The 15,002-nt window shown below is 56.6% G+C and carries 11 protein-coding genes; 5 read left to right on the forward strand and 6 right to left on the reverse strand.

What is annotated here, in order from left to right; genetic code table 11:
- Window positions 1–26: 26 nt before the first annotated feature.
- From ppc to YERSI8AC_RS09905, 4 genes are all read left to right on the forward strand, one after another.
- Window positions 27–2,675, forward strand: a complete 2,649-nt coding sequence (ppc, locus tag YERSI8AC_RS09890; RefSeq protein ID WP_089690692.1) for a phosphoenolpyruvate carboxylase — start codon at window positions 27–29, stop codon at window positions 2,673–2,675.
- Between the two features lie 67 nt (window positions 2,676–2,742).
- On the forward strand, window positions 2,743–3,288 hold the full coding sequence (locus tag YERSI8AC_RS09895) for a DUF924 family protein (RefSeq protein WP_022523831.1): 546 nt from the start codon (window positions 2,743–2,745) through the stop codon (window positions 3,286–3,288).
- A gap of 36 nt (window positions 3,289–3,324) precedes the next feature.
- Entirely contained in the window at window positions 3,325–4,392 is a 1,068-nt protein-coding gene (gene rluF / locus YERSI8AC_RS09900; protein ID WP_053857080.1) for a 23S rRNA pseudouridine(2604) synthase RluF, read from the forward strand.
- A gap of 26 nt (window positions 4,393–4,418) precedes the next feature.
- Window positions 4,419–4,694, forward strand: coding sequence for a DUF1294 domain-containing protein (locus YERSI8AC_RS09905; RefSeq protein WP_022523829.1), 276 nt, complete (start codon window positions 4,419–4,421; stop codon window positions 4,692–4,694).
- Between the two features lie 30 nt (window positions 4,695–4,724).
- Here the strand turns inward: YERSI8AC_RS09905 and YERSI8AC_RS09910 are convergent, their stop codons facing one another.
- Genes YERSI8AC_RS09910 through YERSI8AC_RS09920 form a run of 3 tightly spaced genes read right to left on the reverse strand, consistent with a single transcriptional unit; the run spans window position 4,725 to window position 7,098 of the window.
- Window positions 4,725–5,405, reverse strand: a complete 681-nt coding sequence (locus YERSI8AC_RS09910; protein WP_022523828.1) for an anthranilate synthase component II — start codon at window positions 5,403–5,405, stop codon at window positions 4,725–4,727.
- The gene (locus YERSI8AC_RS09915; RefSeq protein WP_159176668.1) at window positions 5,402–6,823 is read right to left on the reverse strand and encodes an anthranilate synthase component I family protein; all 1,422 of its coding nucleotides are present in this window, start codon (window positions 6,821–6,823) and stop codon (window positions 5,402–5,404) included. Before YERSI8AC_RS09915 ends, YERSI8AC_RS09910 begins: the two co-directional genes overlap by 4 nt.
- A complete protein-coding gene (locus YERSI8AC_RS09920; RefSeq protein WP_027959142.1) occupies window positions 6,820–7,098 on the reverse strand; it encodes a Trp family transcriptional regulator in 279 nt (92 codons plus the stop codon). Before YERSI8AC_RS09920 ends, YERSI8AC_RS09915 begins: the two co-directional genes overlap by 4 nt.
- A gap of 97 nt (window positions 7,099–7,195) precedes the next feature.
- Between YERSI8AC_RS09920 and YERSI8AC_RS09925 the strand changes: the two genes are divergently transcribed.
- On the forward strand, window positions 7,196–9,091 hold the full coding sequence (locus YERSI8AC_RS09925) for a monovalent cation:proton antiporter-2 (CPA2) family protein (RefSeq protein WP_159176669.1): 1,896 nt from the start codon (window positions 7,196–7,198) through the stop codon (window positions 9,089–9,091).
- Window positions 9,092–10,215: 1,124 nt separating this feature from the next.
- Here YERSI8AC_RS09925 and YERSI8AC_RS09930 read toward each other — a convergent pair.
- From YERSI8AC_RS09930 to YERSI8AC_RS09940, 3 genes are all read right to left on the reverse strand, one after another.
- A complete protein-coding gene (locus tag YERSI8AC_RS09930; protein WP_022523822.1) occupies window positions 10,216–10,458 on the reverse strand; it encodes a hypothetical protein in 243 nt (80 codons plus the stop codon).
- Between the two features lie 327 nt (window positions 10,459–10,785).
- Entirely contained in the window at window positions 10,786–11,178 is a 393-nt protein-coding gene (locus YERSI8AC_RS09935) for a DUF5412 family protein (RefSeq protein ID WP_022523821.1), read from the reverse strand.
- Window positions 11,179–11,182: 4 nt separating this feature from the next.
- Complete coding sequence (locus YERSI8AC_RS09940) at window positions 11,183–14,911, reverse strand: RHS repeat-associated core domain-containing protein (RefSeq protein WP_236557439.1); 3,729 nt, start codon at window positions 14,909–14,911, stop codon at window positions 11,183–11,185.
- Window positions 14,912–15,002: the final 91 nt, after the last annotated feature.

Raw genomic sequence — 15,002 nt, forward strand, 5'->3', positions numbered from 1 at the left:
GCGACCCCTGCAAGGAGGCCATGCCAATGAGTCACGACCTACACGAATCTCTGCGCGATAATGTGCGTATTCTGGGCGACAGCCTGGGGCGAACCATTGCCGACGATTTGGGCCAAGCATTTGTCGATAAAATTGAAACCATTCGCGCCCACGCCAAGCGCGGGCGCCAGGGCGATTCACTGCAGCAGCGCGAACTGATCGAGTACCTGCGTGAGCTTCCCGAGCAGGATCTGCTGCCGGTCACCCGGGCGTTTAACCAGTTCTTAAACCTCGCGAACATTGCCGAACAGCACTATCGGGCGCGCTTTCGCCGGGTAGAGGACTACAAGCCCGGCTCCCAGCCGGTGCTCGGGGAACTGCTTGCGCGTGCCGAGCAGGCGGGCAACTCACCGCGTAAACTGGTCGAGACCCTCGCCAATATGCGCGTTGAGCTGGTACTCACCGCGCACCCCACCGAAGTTATCCGCCGAACCTTGATTCAAAAATATGATGCCATCGATGAGTGCTTAACCGCCATTGAGAGCTCCGAAGATTACCCAGAGCGTGGAACCCGTGCCCAGGGCCGCCTGGAGGAGCTGATTAGCCAGGCGTGGCACACCGACGAGATTCGCCACGAGCGGCCCACCCCGGTGGATGAAGCCAAGTGGGGCTTTGCGGTAATTGAAAACTCCCTGTGGCAGGCAGTGCCAGATTTCCATAGAGATTTGGATAACCTGCTGCTGGATACCGCCGGTGAGCGCCTGCCCCTGGACGCCGCGCCGATACGCTACGCCTCCTGGATGGGCGGCGACCGCGACGGCAATCCCAACGTGACCGCCCGAGTGACCCGTGAAGTGTTGCTGCTTGGCCGCTGGATGGCCGCCGACCTCTATTTGCGCGATCTTGAACAGCTCAAAACCGAACTCTCCATGTGGAAGGCCAATAGCGCGCTCAAAGCTGAGGCGGGTGATGTAGCCGAGCCGTACCGCGAAGTGTTGAAACGTCTACTGGCTAAGGTGGAGTCGACCCGGGATTGGGCCAAGGCCGAACTGGAAGGGCGCAACTACGACGGCGGGCCGATTATTGAAACCCGCGATCAGCTCTACTCACCGCTGCTCGCCTGCTACCGTTCGTTGTGTGATGTGGGCCTCGACACCATCGCTAACGGCGCGCTGCTGGATACGCTGCGCCGAGTAGCGGTGTTTGGCGTTACGCTGACCAAGCTTGACCTACGTCAGGAAGCCAGTCGCCATGCCCAGGTCATTGAAGAGCTAACAAGCTCCCTTGGCCTGGGTCACTACCAGGAGTGGGACGAAGCCAAACGTCAGGAATTTCTGCTTGAGGAGCTGGCCTCACGTCGCCCGCTGATTCCGCGCCGCTGGGAGTGTTCCGCCGAGTCCCGCGAAGTGCTGGATACCTTCAAAGTTATCGCCCAGGAGCACTCCGAAGCGCTGGGAACTTACATCATTTCCATGGCCGCTGAACCCTCGGACGTGCTCACCGTAGCACTGCTGATGAAAGAGGTCGGGGGGCAGGTAACGCTACCTATTGCACCGCTGTTTGAAACCCTTAACGACCTGGATCACGCAGGCGATGTGGTGGATCAGCTGCTGGCGATACCGGGCTACCGTTCGCTGATCGATGACCGTCAGGAGGTCATGATCGGCTACTCCGACTCGGCAAAAGATGCCGGCCAGCTGGCCGCTGCCTGGGCGCAGTACCGTGCTCAAGAGTCGCTGGTCAATGTGTGTAACCGACACGGTGTCGATTTAACCCTGTTCCACGGCCGCGGCGGCACCGTCGGCCGCGGTGGCGGTCCGGCCCATGCGGCGATACTCTCCCAGCCTCCAGGCTCGGTAAACGGCAGTCTGCGGGTGACTGAGCAGGGCGAGATGATTCGCTTCAAGTTTGGCCAACCCGATATTGCCCTGCGCTCCATGGAGATCTATGCCTGTGCAGTGCTGGAAGCCACGCTGTTGCCACCGCGTGCACCGGAACCGCACTGGCGTGAAGAGATGGATCAGCTCGCCAAGGTAGCGCATGGTGCCTATGTGGGCGTGGTGCGTGAAGACCCAGACTTCGTACCCTATTTCCGCGCGGTCACACCGGAAGGCGCCTTGGGTAGGCTGCCGTTGGGTTCACGCCCCACCAAGCGGCGCCAGGATGGCGGGGTGGAAACCCTGCGCGCCATTCCATGGATTTTCGCCTGGACGCAGATTCGCCTGATGCTACCCGCGTGGCTGGGCAGCGGCGAAGCCTTTGCGCGGCGCTTGGAGCAGCCCGGTGGACGCGATGTGCTACAGGAGATGCGCAACGAGTGGCCTTTCTTTGGCACCTATCTGGACATGCTGGAGATGCTGCTGGCCAAAGCCGATGTCGCCATTGCCGCTTACTACGAGCACCGCTTGGTCGACGAGCCCTCACTGAAGGCGTTGGGTAAAAAGTTACGCCAGCGCTTCGCGTCGTTGGAAGAAGCAGTGCTGGATATTCTTCAGCAAGAGAAGCTATTGGAAAACACGCCGCTGATTCGCCAGGCGATCGATGTTCGCAACCCCTACATCGATCCGCTGCACGGTTTGCAGGCGGAGTTGCTGCAGCGTAATCGCGACGCCGACGGGGCGATCAGCGCCGATCTTTCTCGGGCGTTAATGGTCACTATGGCGGGCATAGCGGCAGGTCTGCGCAACACCGGCTAGGCTGTTTTAACACGATTTTTTACCGTAACGTTTTACTACAACGTTCTACTACAACAGGGAGGCGTCAATGTCCTCAGATGCTCAAGCGGTACTCGACTTTTGGTTTGAGGAGTTGACGCCTGCTCAGTGGTTTAAAAAAGACGCTGAGTTGGATCGTACAATCTCGCAGCGGTTTGGCGCGCTGCATGCCCAAACCGCGCGGTGTGAATGTTACGCATGGCGTCAAACGCCGCAAGGGCGGCTTGCGGAGATCATTGTGCTGGATCAGTTCTCGCGCAATATCTATCGCGATGACGCTCGCGCCTTTGCCACTGATCCCTTAGCGCTGGCGCTAGCTCAAGAGGCGGTAGCCGCTGGGGCAGACGCAGAACTAACCAGCGAGCAGCGTGCGTTTTTGTATATGCCCTATATGCATAGCGAATCCGCGGCCATTCATGAGCTGGCGATGCAGCTGTTTGACCAGCCGGGGTTAGAGAATAACTACGACTTTGAAGTGCGCCACAAGGCGATTATTGATCGTTTTGGGCGCTACCCGCACCGCAACGCACTGTTGGGGCGGGGCTCTACCGACGAGGAGTTGGCCTTCTTAAAGGAGCCCGGCTCCTCTTTTTAACTGTTTGCTTATCCTCTTATAGCCACATGGCGTTTTATGTCGTTTCGAAAAACTACCCGTATCAATAAATATATTAGCGAGAGCGGGATGTGCTCTCGCCGTGAAGCCGACCGTTTTGTGGAGCAGGGCAACGTATGGATAAACGGTCGCCGTGCGACTACCGGTGATCAAGTGGTGGCGGGTGACTTGGTTAAAGTAAACGGTCAGGAGATCGAGCCTCAGGAAGAGGAGGATCTGGTACTGATCGCGCTGAACAAACCGGTGGGCATTGTCAGTACCACTGAGTCCAGCGAAAAGGACAATATCGTTGAGTTTGTGAAGCATGGCGTGCGTATTTTTCCCATTGGGCGGCTCGATAAAGACTCTCAGGGGCTGATTTTTTTAACCAATAACGGCGATCTGGTTAATAAGATTCTGCGCGCCAATAACAACCACGAAAAAGAGTACCAGGTGACGGTGAACAAGCCGATCACCGACGAGTTTATCGAGGGCATGCAGAGTGGTGTGCCGATTCTTGGCAAGGTGACTAAGCGCTGCAAGGTGCAAAAAGAGTCCACCTTTGTGTTCACCATCACTCTGGTGCAGGGGCTCAATCGGCAAATTCGCCGTATGTGCGAATACTTCGGCTATGAAGTTACCCAGCTTATTCGCACGCGTATTATGAATGTACCCCTCAAAGGCTTGGCCCTGGGCGACTGGCGCGATCTTACTGCCAAAGAGATCGATACCATTATCGCGCTGACCGAACGCTCAGAGGCGGCACCCGAGAAGAAAAGTAAAGCTAAGCCGGAAAGACCCAACTACAGCTCAGGCGCAGGAAAGGCAAAACCGCCTTCCGCGAAAGGGCGCCCGGCCAAAGCAGGCGCGAAGGCGGCTGGTGCCAAAGCGGCCGGGGCTAAACCACCCGTCAAGGGTAAAAAAGCCGTCAGTGGAAAAACAGGTACCGGCCCGAAAGGCAGTACGTTAGGCAAGCCGCACTCCAAGGGCAGCAAAGCCCCCGGCAAGCTTGGTGCTAAAAGCAAGCCTGGAGCTAAAGGTAAGCCCGTTGGTAAAGGCCGCGGTAAGCCAGCGGCGGTCGGAAAGCCTTCCCAGCGGCGCAAGTAACTCCCCATCATTCAAGAGTCTTCACTGTGATCCCAATCGTCGCCTTTTACGCTGTAGTGAGCGTTATCGCTTATATCACTTACGCTATCGACAAAAAGGCGGCTATTAAAAACCGCCGTCGGGTGAGTGAAAAGTCGCTACATCTGCTTGGGGTAGTGGGTGGCTGGCCGGGTGCGCTACTGGCCCAACAGCAACTGAGGCATAAAACCCAGAAAACCGCCTTTCAAGTTACGTTCTGGCTGACGGTTGTCGTAAATCTGGCCTGTCTAGGATGGCTAACGGTTTCATTGAGTCTCATTTAGCCACCCGTTTAGCCACCCTATACTTGGTGCCTACGCTCTGGCGTGATTGCCGTGCGCGAAAAGAAAATTAGCGATCAGCTCTTTGCCGCCTTCGGTGGCAAACGATTCCGGGTGAAACTGGATGCCGTGAATCGGGTACTCCCGATGTTTAACGCCCATCAGTTCGAATTCACCCAATGCCTGCCAACTGCTACGCTGCTCAAAGCTATCAGCTGCCAGTGCGCCCACGGTGGCGGTCACCTCCAGGCACTCGGGCAGGGTGGTCGCATCGGCAATTAGCGAGTGGTAGCGCATTACCTCAAGCTGGTCGGGCACGCCGTTAAACACCGATGCGTTATTGTGGTTGATCGGGCTGATCTTGCCATGCATCGGTAGCGGAGCTTTCACCACCTTGCCGCCAAATACGTGCACAATGCCCTGCATACCCAGGCACACTCCCAGCAGCGGTGTGGTCTTGCCCAGTTTCTCGATCACTTCAGCGCATACACCAAAGTAGCGCGGGTCATCCGGCGAGCCGGGGCCGGGGGAGATGATAATACGATCCGGGGCCATGGCTTCGATGGCGTCGTAATCGATCTGATTGTTGCGCTTAACGATAATCTCAAAATTGGCCAGCCCGCCGCGGTTCTTCTCTGTGGTTAGAATCTCACCAATAAACTGGTAGAGGTTGTAGGTGAAGGAGTCGTAATTATCGATGATAAGTACCTTCATGCTGGGCTCTCCATGTCCGTCTCCATAAAGGGGGTAAGGGCTTTGCGAGTACCGGCAAACTTGCGGCGGATCTCCTCATACTCATCGTCGGCATTGCTATCAAACACATTGCCACCGCAGGTTTGCACGTAGGCACGCTCACCATTCACAAACACGGTACGAATCGGAATCGCAAAGGTACAGTCGCCGTTGAACGAGAACTGACCCACTGCGCCTCCGTAGGGGCCGCGCCCGTCGGTTTCCAGATCATCGATGATTTTCATCGCCTCGATTTTGGGTGCGCCGGTGAGGGTGCCCGCGGGGAAGTTGCTGGCCAGCGCGGTAAACATATCTTCACCTTCGGCGATAATGCCGACGATCTCGCTGGAGATATGCTGCACGTGGCTAAAGCGTTTGATATCCATCAAACTGCGTACTTTCACCGTGGCAAACTGCGCTACCCGGCCAATATCGTTGCGGTGTAGATCCACGATCATATTATGCTCGGCGATCTCTTTGGGATCGTTAAGCAGTGCCCTAGCGAGCTGGGTGTCTTCCTGGAGTGTTTGACCCCGGGTGGTGGTACCCGCCAGTGGGAAGGTCTCCATCTCGCCCTGGCGAAGCCGAAATAAAAGCTCTGGGCTTGCGCCGATCAGCTTCTGCTCGCCAAATTTGACGTAGTACATTTGCGGCGACGGGTTGATGGTGCGTAGCTGGTCATACAGCGCCAGGGCGTCGCCTTTAATACTGAAGCGTTTTTTAAAGCCAACTTCGCACTGGAACACTTTGCCGTCGATAATATCCTGTTTCACCTTGGCCACCGCCTCGGCGTGTTCTGCCTGGCTCATAGTGTCGCCTAAGGCGGTGATTTTCAGCGGGCCTGCCGGCTCATCGTCTGCATCAATTAACGTCTGTAGAAATTCGTAGCGGCTGTTGTCGTAATAGAAATAGGTGACTTCTCCGGTCATCTTGTCGAGGATCAGGCCATCTTTGTAAAGCCCGAAACGGAAGGTGTCGAAATCATCGTTGGCTTTTAACGTAAGCGATGGCTCGAAATACTGCATGGCATCGTAACCAAGGTAACCGCTTAACCCCCCGGCGTACTTGCGGGAAATAATATTCTGCGGGATCAGACTGCGCAGCAGCTCATAGGGGTTATCGCTGGGGTAGTGATTGGCGTTGCCTTTGCGGTCTTCGATCGTCAGCGTGTTGCCGTTGGCGTAAAGCGTGTACTCGGGATCAAAGCCAATGATCGAGTGGCGCGCCATATGGCTATCTTCGCCCAATGACTCCAGCATGTAGCAGGTATCAAACCGGCGCTCGATTTTCTGAAACAGGGCAAAGAAGTCGCAGTCCGCCGCCAAGGTCACATAGTGAGGTTTGCGCGGCAGCGTAAAAGGCTGCGGGCCTGGTGAGGCCTGTGTATTTGCAGTGGTCATGATGCATCATTCCGTGAAGAAGGGCTTGAAGAGGGTAACGTGGTAAGCGCGCGGGAGCCCCGTGAAACCGTAGCGATGCCCACACCCAGGGTTTCGGCAATTTTGCGGTGGGGCACGCCTTCACGCAGCAGCTTAAAAATTTGTAGGCGTTTACTGATTTCTTGGTACTCTGCAGGCGTTAGCAGGCTCGCCAGCGCTCGATCCATTGCTTCAGGTGAATCAATGGAGAGTAGGTGGTCGATTAGCTCAGCCTGATAGTGACCGTTTGAAGGCATAGTTCGCTACCGAGTAATTAGTGATGTACTAACGTACTAGTACGCTACCTGATTGCTCTGGGAAGTCAAGTAGCGCCTGTCAATTTAAGGAGCCCCGATGACCAGTTATTTCATTCAAGCCTTTATTTATCTTGTTGCCGCGGTGATCGCCGTACCTCTTGCCAAGCGTTTTGGCCTGGGGTCGGTACTGGGTTACTTAGTCGCCGGGGTAGTGATTGGCCCAATCCTGGGGCTGGTGGGGCAGGAGACCACCACCATTCAGCACTTTGCCGAGTTTGGCGTGGTGATGATGCTTTTTTTGGTGGGCATGGAGCTTGACCCCAAAGGGCTATGGGCAATGCGGGTTCGGCTGATCGGTCTGGGTGGGCTTCAGGTCGTGCTAACCGCTGCAGCTGGCACCGCTATTGCCTGGTGGCTGGGACTGGTGTGGCAAACCTCCCTGGCGGTGGGACTGATTTTCGCGCTCTCTTCCACGGCGATTGTTCTGCAAACACTGAATGAAAAGGGGCTCGCCAAAACGGAGGGCGGGCGCAGCGCTTTCTCGGTGCTGTTGTTTCAGGATATTGCGGTGATCCCCATGCTGGCACTGATCCCGCTTCTGGCGCTGCCTGAGTTGATGGGGGCGGGCGGTGATGATGGCCACGCCAGCTTAAGCCTGGTAGCCCACTTGCCCGGCTGGGCGCACGCTTTAGTGGTCGTGGCAGCTATCGCAAGCGTTATTGCCGCTGGCTACTATTTGATGCCGCTGCTGTTTCGCTATGTGATTGGCTCTGGCCTGCGTGAAGTATTTACCGCTACTGCGCTGATGCTGGTAATTGGCATCGCCGCCCTGATGAGTGTGGTCAATTTATCCCCCGCCCTGGGTGCCTTCCTAGCGGGGGTGGTGCTCGCCAACAGTGAATTTAAACACGAGCTGGAAGCCAATATTGAGCCCTTCAAAGGGCTACTACTGGGGCTGTTCTTTATTACCGTAGGAGCGGGCATCAACTTCTCGGTGTTAGCGGCGGAGTGGGGCGCGGTGCTATCGCTAGGTTTGGCGGTTATCGTTGTTAAAGGTCTGATTCTGCTGGGCTTGGCGCTGCTATTTCGGGTACATGGTAGCAACGGTTGGCTATTCACTTTAAGCCTTGCCCAAGCCGGTGAGTTTGGCTTTGTGCTGCTGACCTATAGCGTTCAAAACAGCGTGATTCCTACCGATATCTCCCAGGTGCTTTCGTTAGTCGTGGCGCTATCGATGTTCTTAACCCCACTGCTGTTTATTGCCTACGACCGCTTAGTACTTCCGCGATACCAAATGGCCAAAAATGACGACCGAGAGGCCGATACAATCGAGGAGCAGGCACCGGTTATCGTTGCGGGCGTAGGGCGGTTTGGACAAATTATCTGCCGCTTGTTGCGCGCCAACAACATTCCCATCGTGGCTTTGGATCATGAGATCGAGCAGATCGAGAATCTGCGCAAAATTAACATCAAAAGCTACTTTGGCGACGCCAGCCGCTCCGACTTGCTTGAGACCGCAGGGATTGAGCACGCTAGGTTACTAGTTATCGCGTTAGACGATCGTGAGCGTGCCGTGCAGATGGTTAAGCATGTGAAGCATGCTTACCCCCAAGTGTGGGTGCTGGCCCGTGCGTTCGACCGTGGTCATGGCTATCAACTACGTGATGCAGGGGCCGACGACGTTATCAGTGAAACCTATCATTCAGCGCTGGAGTTGGGTGGGCACGCACTGACTGCCATGGGCGTGCACCCTATGCGAGCTAAGCAGATGACTTGGGCCTTTGTACAGAACGAAGATGCCCACGAAGATGAACTGTTTGAAGCCTGGAAAGAGATCGAAGAGGGCATCAGCTTCAGCCCCCGCTACGGCGAGCTATTTATGAAGCTGGAAGAGTCGTTGAACAGCGCAATGAAGCAGGATTGGCCCGAACCCCAGCGGCAAGATGTGCCTATTTGGACACCGCCTGAAGTTGATCAGGAGCACAATGCATAGGTAATGACGTAAATAATGGCGGTTTGCTGTGGTGCGCTGATTTATTAGCTCCCCTCCACCGTAAACCGCATCATTACATAGATTAAGTGGTGATCAAACGCGATGAACTGCTGCCAATATTATTCTTCTTTCATAGGTTTGTATCGTTCCCAACCCATTTTATGATGGTATTTAATCATTGCTTCTTCATAACTATCAGCCTCTATTCTATATAGTAGCTTCGCATTCTGAGAAAGCAGCACTTTCTTTTTTTATTCGGCTATATTATTTACAGTAGACAGCGTCGTGCCGTCCTCATCTTCCCAAACTTCGAAAATCATCATATTTAGCCTCAGTAATCTTTTATGGAACAAATGCTTCACCCGTAATGACTTCTATATCAACACGAATAGCATTACCCCGAGGGAAACTTCTAGAAACGGGGGCCATAACACCGCCAGCATTTCCTGCGTTATTGATAAAGCGTTCTGCCTGATTAAAATCTCTAGCTCGCTTTCGTATTTACATTTTTGTCAACTGTGTTTGCCTCTCATCAAGCATCAATAGCTCTTCTGCTGAACTGGGAGAGCTCATTTGTGACCAAGCAACTGACGCCTCTAGGCCACCACCTTGTGCCTGAATTCTTCCGCGGTGCATTATTTCTTCTGTACTTGAATGAGTGCCAGTATATGCGCCAGGGCGTGTTTGAAACGTATCATTTGTAGGGCTAGAGATGGTAGATACTGCAGTCGCAGTGGCCCCTATTCCCAATGCACCTAAAAGCCATTGTCCAGCTGAAACACAAGCTGCCATCGTGGGGCCTGGTACCGCGCATACTTGGGCCACTAACCCCTGCGGATCCACCATCCCCGTCGGATTATTTACATAACCACACAAGTTCGTGCCGCCGTTGAGGCTGATCGGATCCTGGCTGATGCATCTGCCTTACTGTGGGTCGTAGTAGATACCGCTTTCTTCGTCGCGCCACTGGCCCTGGAGGCGGATCGGTTGGGTGACGTTGCGCACGGCGCGTTGGTTTTTGACCGCGGCCCAGTCGTCGGGTTCGGCGAGCCATCGGGGTTGGCGTTGGGGGTGGCTGACTGCATCGGCGTACCCAGGGCGTCGGTGACGTAGGCGCTGAGTACCTAGCCTTGCTGGGTGACATCAATACGCAGCATGGGCACAAAACTGCCCGGCTCGTAGACCACGGTGGTGCGCTGATTGTCCGTATCTTCGCGCACGATGCGATCACCGTCCCAACCGTAGTGGGTGGTGCCGTTGGTGTGGCGCACGGTTTTGCTGATGCGTCTTCCCAGGCCGTCGTAGCGGTAGGTGGCTTCGCGGGTAGCCCCCAGTTCGCTGGCGTGGTAGGCGATGCGCGCCGTCATAGCCCAGGGTTAAACGTTCGCCGTTGGGCTGTTGGCGTTCGATCAGGTTACCGGCCCCGTCGTAGCGGTAGCGGGTACCGTTTAGCTGTCCCAGGCTATTATCAGAAAGGGCCTGTTGGCCTTCTAACCGATTACCGGCCGCGCCACACTGTAGCGGTGGGCGTGGTCACCATGCTGGCTGCCGATTAGACGCCCGGCGGCGTCGTAGCTGCAGGCGATGACTTTTGATGCTTGATCGCCTTACAGTGCACGGAAGCTCATCCGACTCAGGGTATCGTCATGGTACTGCTCTTCCCTGCCTAAAGAAAGCCAATTGGCTGCCCACTTCTATTGATATTCAATAGACACTGTTTGCCAATTCATTTCTTTTCTAAATATATCTGCATTAGTTATAATTTTGGGTGAGAAAATCTTTAATTGGTCGGGGCCTGTCCATTCAAAATCTATAGATACAGCAGCCTCTATAATGAAAATATCTTCGAAGGCGCTAACCTTTTCATCTTGTCTAAGTGCTACTATCGTCGCAGATGGTGTCGTTGCTCCACAGCCTTTGATATAAACCATGGCTTCATATTTACCGCTCGGAGATTTACTGCGGGAAATTTCATGTGTTTCACAATCTGAAAAAATACCTCCACTGAAAAAAAACCACACCACAATACCTAAAAGAGCGAGTAAAACAAAACTACTACCAATGATTATTATCTTCAAAACTTTCATCTCATCATGGTCCGAGTTGAATAGGAGTGTTCCACTGTTCTCTATTACGATAAAAATCTATTCCTTCCTTAATCCAGTACTGATCTTGCGGATCATCGCCAAAAGGAGCTGTGCCGAGAAAGGGGAATAAGCTAGGCCCTGGGCTACCCCAGGAGGGTAAAGAAGTTCCCGCAGCTTGCTGCGCTCGACCTGCTTCATTCAAGAGGATTGTATCAGGAAAGCCAAAAGCTGCCCCAGTAGCGCCATAGTTAAAATTGCCGAAGTCTTCATAATCACTACCTTGCTGCTTGTAATCCCAGGGCCCTCCATTTTTCACTTGATTCCTAAACCACCACGGACTCCATTTATCACTTGCATTTGCTATATTACTGTCGATGTCAGCGCCTGAGGGCGCGAGTGGAGGCCATTTTTTGCAGTTACCAAGTTCACCCTCTTGGGGGCAGGATGTGGTAGAGCCCATAAGATCGCTAAAGTCAGCACCTAAAAAACCACTCAGCCCCAGCGGATCCACCATCCCTGTCGGGTTGGTCACATACCCATACAAGTTAGTGCCACCGTTAAGACCAATCGGATCCTGGCTGATATACCTGCCTTGCTGCGGGTCGTAGTAGCGGTGGCGGTTGTAGTAGAGGCCACTCTCTTCGTCGTGCCATTGGCCCTGGAACCGGATTGGTTGGGTGACGTTGCGCACGGCGCGTTGGTTTTTGACGGCTGCCCAGTCGTCGGGTTCGGCGAGCCAGCGGGGTTGGCCGTTGGGGGTGACCAGTTGCATCGGTGTACCCAGGGCGTCGGTGATGTAGGCGCTGAGTACCTGGCCTTGTTGAGTGTCATCAATGCGCAGCATGGGCACAAAACTCCCAGGCTCATAGACCACGGTAGTGCGCTGGCTATCCGTTTCTTCCCTTACAATGCGGTCACCATCCCAGCCGTAGTGGGTGGTGGCGGTGGTGCCATTGGTGTGACGTACGGTTTTGCTGATGCGTCTTCCCAGGCCGTCGTAGCGGTAGGTGGCTTCGCGGGTCGCCCCCAGCTCGCTGGCGTGGATCAGGTGCACTAGGCGATTCGCGCCGTCGTAGCCCAGGGTTAGGCGTTCGCCGTTGGGCTGTTGGCGTTCGATCAGGTTACCGGCACCGTCGTAGCGGAAGCGGGTACCGTTTAACTGCCCCAGTCGATTATCAGAAAGGGCCTGTTGGCCTTCTAACCGATTGCCCGCCGCGTCCACTGAGTAGCGGTGGGCGTGGTCGCCGTGCTGGCTGCCGATCAAGCGCCCGGCGGCGTCGTAGCTGTAGGCGATGACTTTTTCTGCTGGATCACCTTGCAGGCTGCGGAAGCTCATCCGGCCCAGGGCGTCGTATCGATAGCTCTGCTGGCTGGCGGTGTCCGGGCTGCGCAGGGTGAGGTGATCCAGTTGGCCCAGGTTCGTGTACCCGCGCTCCAACACCAGCGGCTGGTTGTGCGCCTTGGCGCCGGTGCTGAGGCGGCGCTGGGTCTCCCGGTGCAGCGCATCGGGTTCCAGGGCGATTTCCAGATCCAGGCCTGGGGCACTTAGGCCGTGCAGGTGGCCGCTGCCGTAGGTGTGCCAGTTGAGCGCCGGTAGTTCACCGAACTGACTAGCCTGGGGCGCGCCGGTAGCCGTCAGGCTATGCTGGTGTTGCCAGCTCCAACCACTCTCTCCTGCATGTTGCTGCTGTTCGCCGATTAAGCGTTGGGCGTGGTCGTAGTTAAAACTGACCTCGCCGTGGTCGTTGGTGACGCTGAGTAGCTGGCCATTGGTGCCCCACTGGTACTGCTCCGTGCTGGCCGGGGCGTGTTCCGTGGCGGGCAGGTGCCGGGCGGTGAGGCGACCAGCTTCGTCATAGTCGTACTTAGTGACCAGCGGCTGACCATCAGGGCCGGGGCGATTGGCCTCAATGCGTTCGATCAGTCGCCCGGCGTCATCGTAGCGGTACTGCTGCTCCCGGCCATCGGGGCCGGTCTCGCTGGCTAAGCGATCCATCTCGTCATAAGCAAAGCGGTAGACCGCGCCGTTGCCCAGGGTCAGCTCGCTGAGGCGGCCAATGTCATCGTAAGCGGTGAACTGCTGGCTGCCGTCGGCCTCGATGCGTTGCACCTGGCGGCCGTGGTCATTAAAGAAGAATTGTTGCCTAAACCCTTGCGGGCCTTCCAGCTCTACCAAACGTCCAAGGGCATCCACATGGTGGTGCCAGTAGAGCCCGTCGGGAAGCTGGGTGGCGATGCGTCGGCCCATCTTGTCGTGCTGGGTGCGGGTGGTCTCACCCAGGGCATTGGTGACGCTGGCCAGATAGCCGTGGCGGTCGTAGGCGTACTCGGTACGCTGCTGAGAGCAGTCGATCTGGGCGGTGACCTGGCCCAGGGCGTTCCACTTCCGCTGGTGGGTAGCGCCCACCACATCGGTGACAGTGGTAGGGCGGTTGGGCAAGTCGGCATGGTCATAGGCGAAGGCAGTGGTGCCTTCCGGCCCGGTGACGTTCAGCGGGTGGCCGCGCTCGTTACGTGTGATCTGCCAGCGCTGCTCGTCAGGGCCTTCGATGCTCACCGGCTGCCCGAGAGCATCCCGCTCAATGGCCCAGCGGGTGCCGTCCGGGCCGGTCTGGGCGATCACCTGGCCGTGGTCGTCCCGTTCAATCAATGTCTCGTGACCCAACGGATCCACGGTGGCTACTTTGAGACCCGCACGATCATAGCGGAACTCGATCCGCGAGCCATCGGCGCGGGTATGGGCCGTCCAGCGGCGGCCGGGGCCGCTGCCCACAAAGTGGTAGCGCTCCTCCCGGCCCAGGCTGTCGGTGACCAGCGTATGATCCACTTGGTAGCTGTACGTCCGCGCCAAGCCACCGGCTTCCTGCTGGCCGACCACGCGGCCATCCGGGGCGTGGCGATCCCAGGTGTAGTGGGCTTCCATGCCGCCGGGTACCCGGTGGGCGGTAAGCATATGCGCTTGCCACTCGAACTCGCGCACCACTTCACCGTGGCGGTGACGCACCGCAATCAAATCCCCCACCGGGCTATAGGAGTAGCGCACTAACCACTCGTCCGCCGACTCACCGTCGTGGGCCTGCACCAGCTTGACGCCGGTCAAGCGCTGCCCGGTGTCGCCTTGCATCGCGGGTAACAGGGCATCGTAGACCAGCTGGTAGTGGCGCTGGGCGCTGTCGATCACCCGCACCAACAGATCACCCTCCCAGCGGTACTGGGTGGTGTAGCCGTTGCGGTCGCGCTCTTCGATTAAGGGCCAGCGGGCGCTATTATTTCCTACGTTATCGCCTGAACTCGCGCCAATGGTTGCCACGTCTGTTGGGTTAGCAAACACATAGTAAAGCCCGCTGGCATCGCTTAACACGATACGCTCAGGATCATTGCGCAACGTCTCGTCCAGGGCTTGCCAGCGGGGCGCGTTGCTATCTTCAGCGGTTGAGGCACCCCCGCGGCGTATCCATAGCTGTTCGGTGGGCGAGAAGCGTGCCTGGCCGGGGGCCAGTGAACCAAAGGTAATCGCACGGCCCTGGGCATCTTGGACAATACAGGCGTCGTCATTGAGGGTAATGGCCAGAGACTCGCCGGGGAGCGACCAACCCTGACCCAGGGCGCCTACCGCTCCGTTGCTGGAGAGGTAGCCACGGCTAAACACAAACGGCCGTGGCGCGGGGAGTGCAAAATCGGTCTCGGCGGGCAGCAGCTTGGCGCCCAGCAGCGGGTTCACCGGGCTACCCACCGCCGGTTGGCAGGCACTGCAGTCGTCGGCCAGGCCATCGGTGATGTCGATATCGTCTAACGCCAACGGCGTGGCGGCGGTGATGTCGCTG

The organism is Halomonas sp. 113, assembly GCF_904067645.1.
GTDB lineage: Bacteria > Pseudomonadota > Gammaproteobacteria > Pseudomonadales > Halomonadaceae > Vreelandella > Vreelandella titanicae.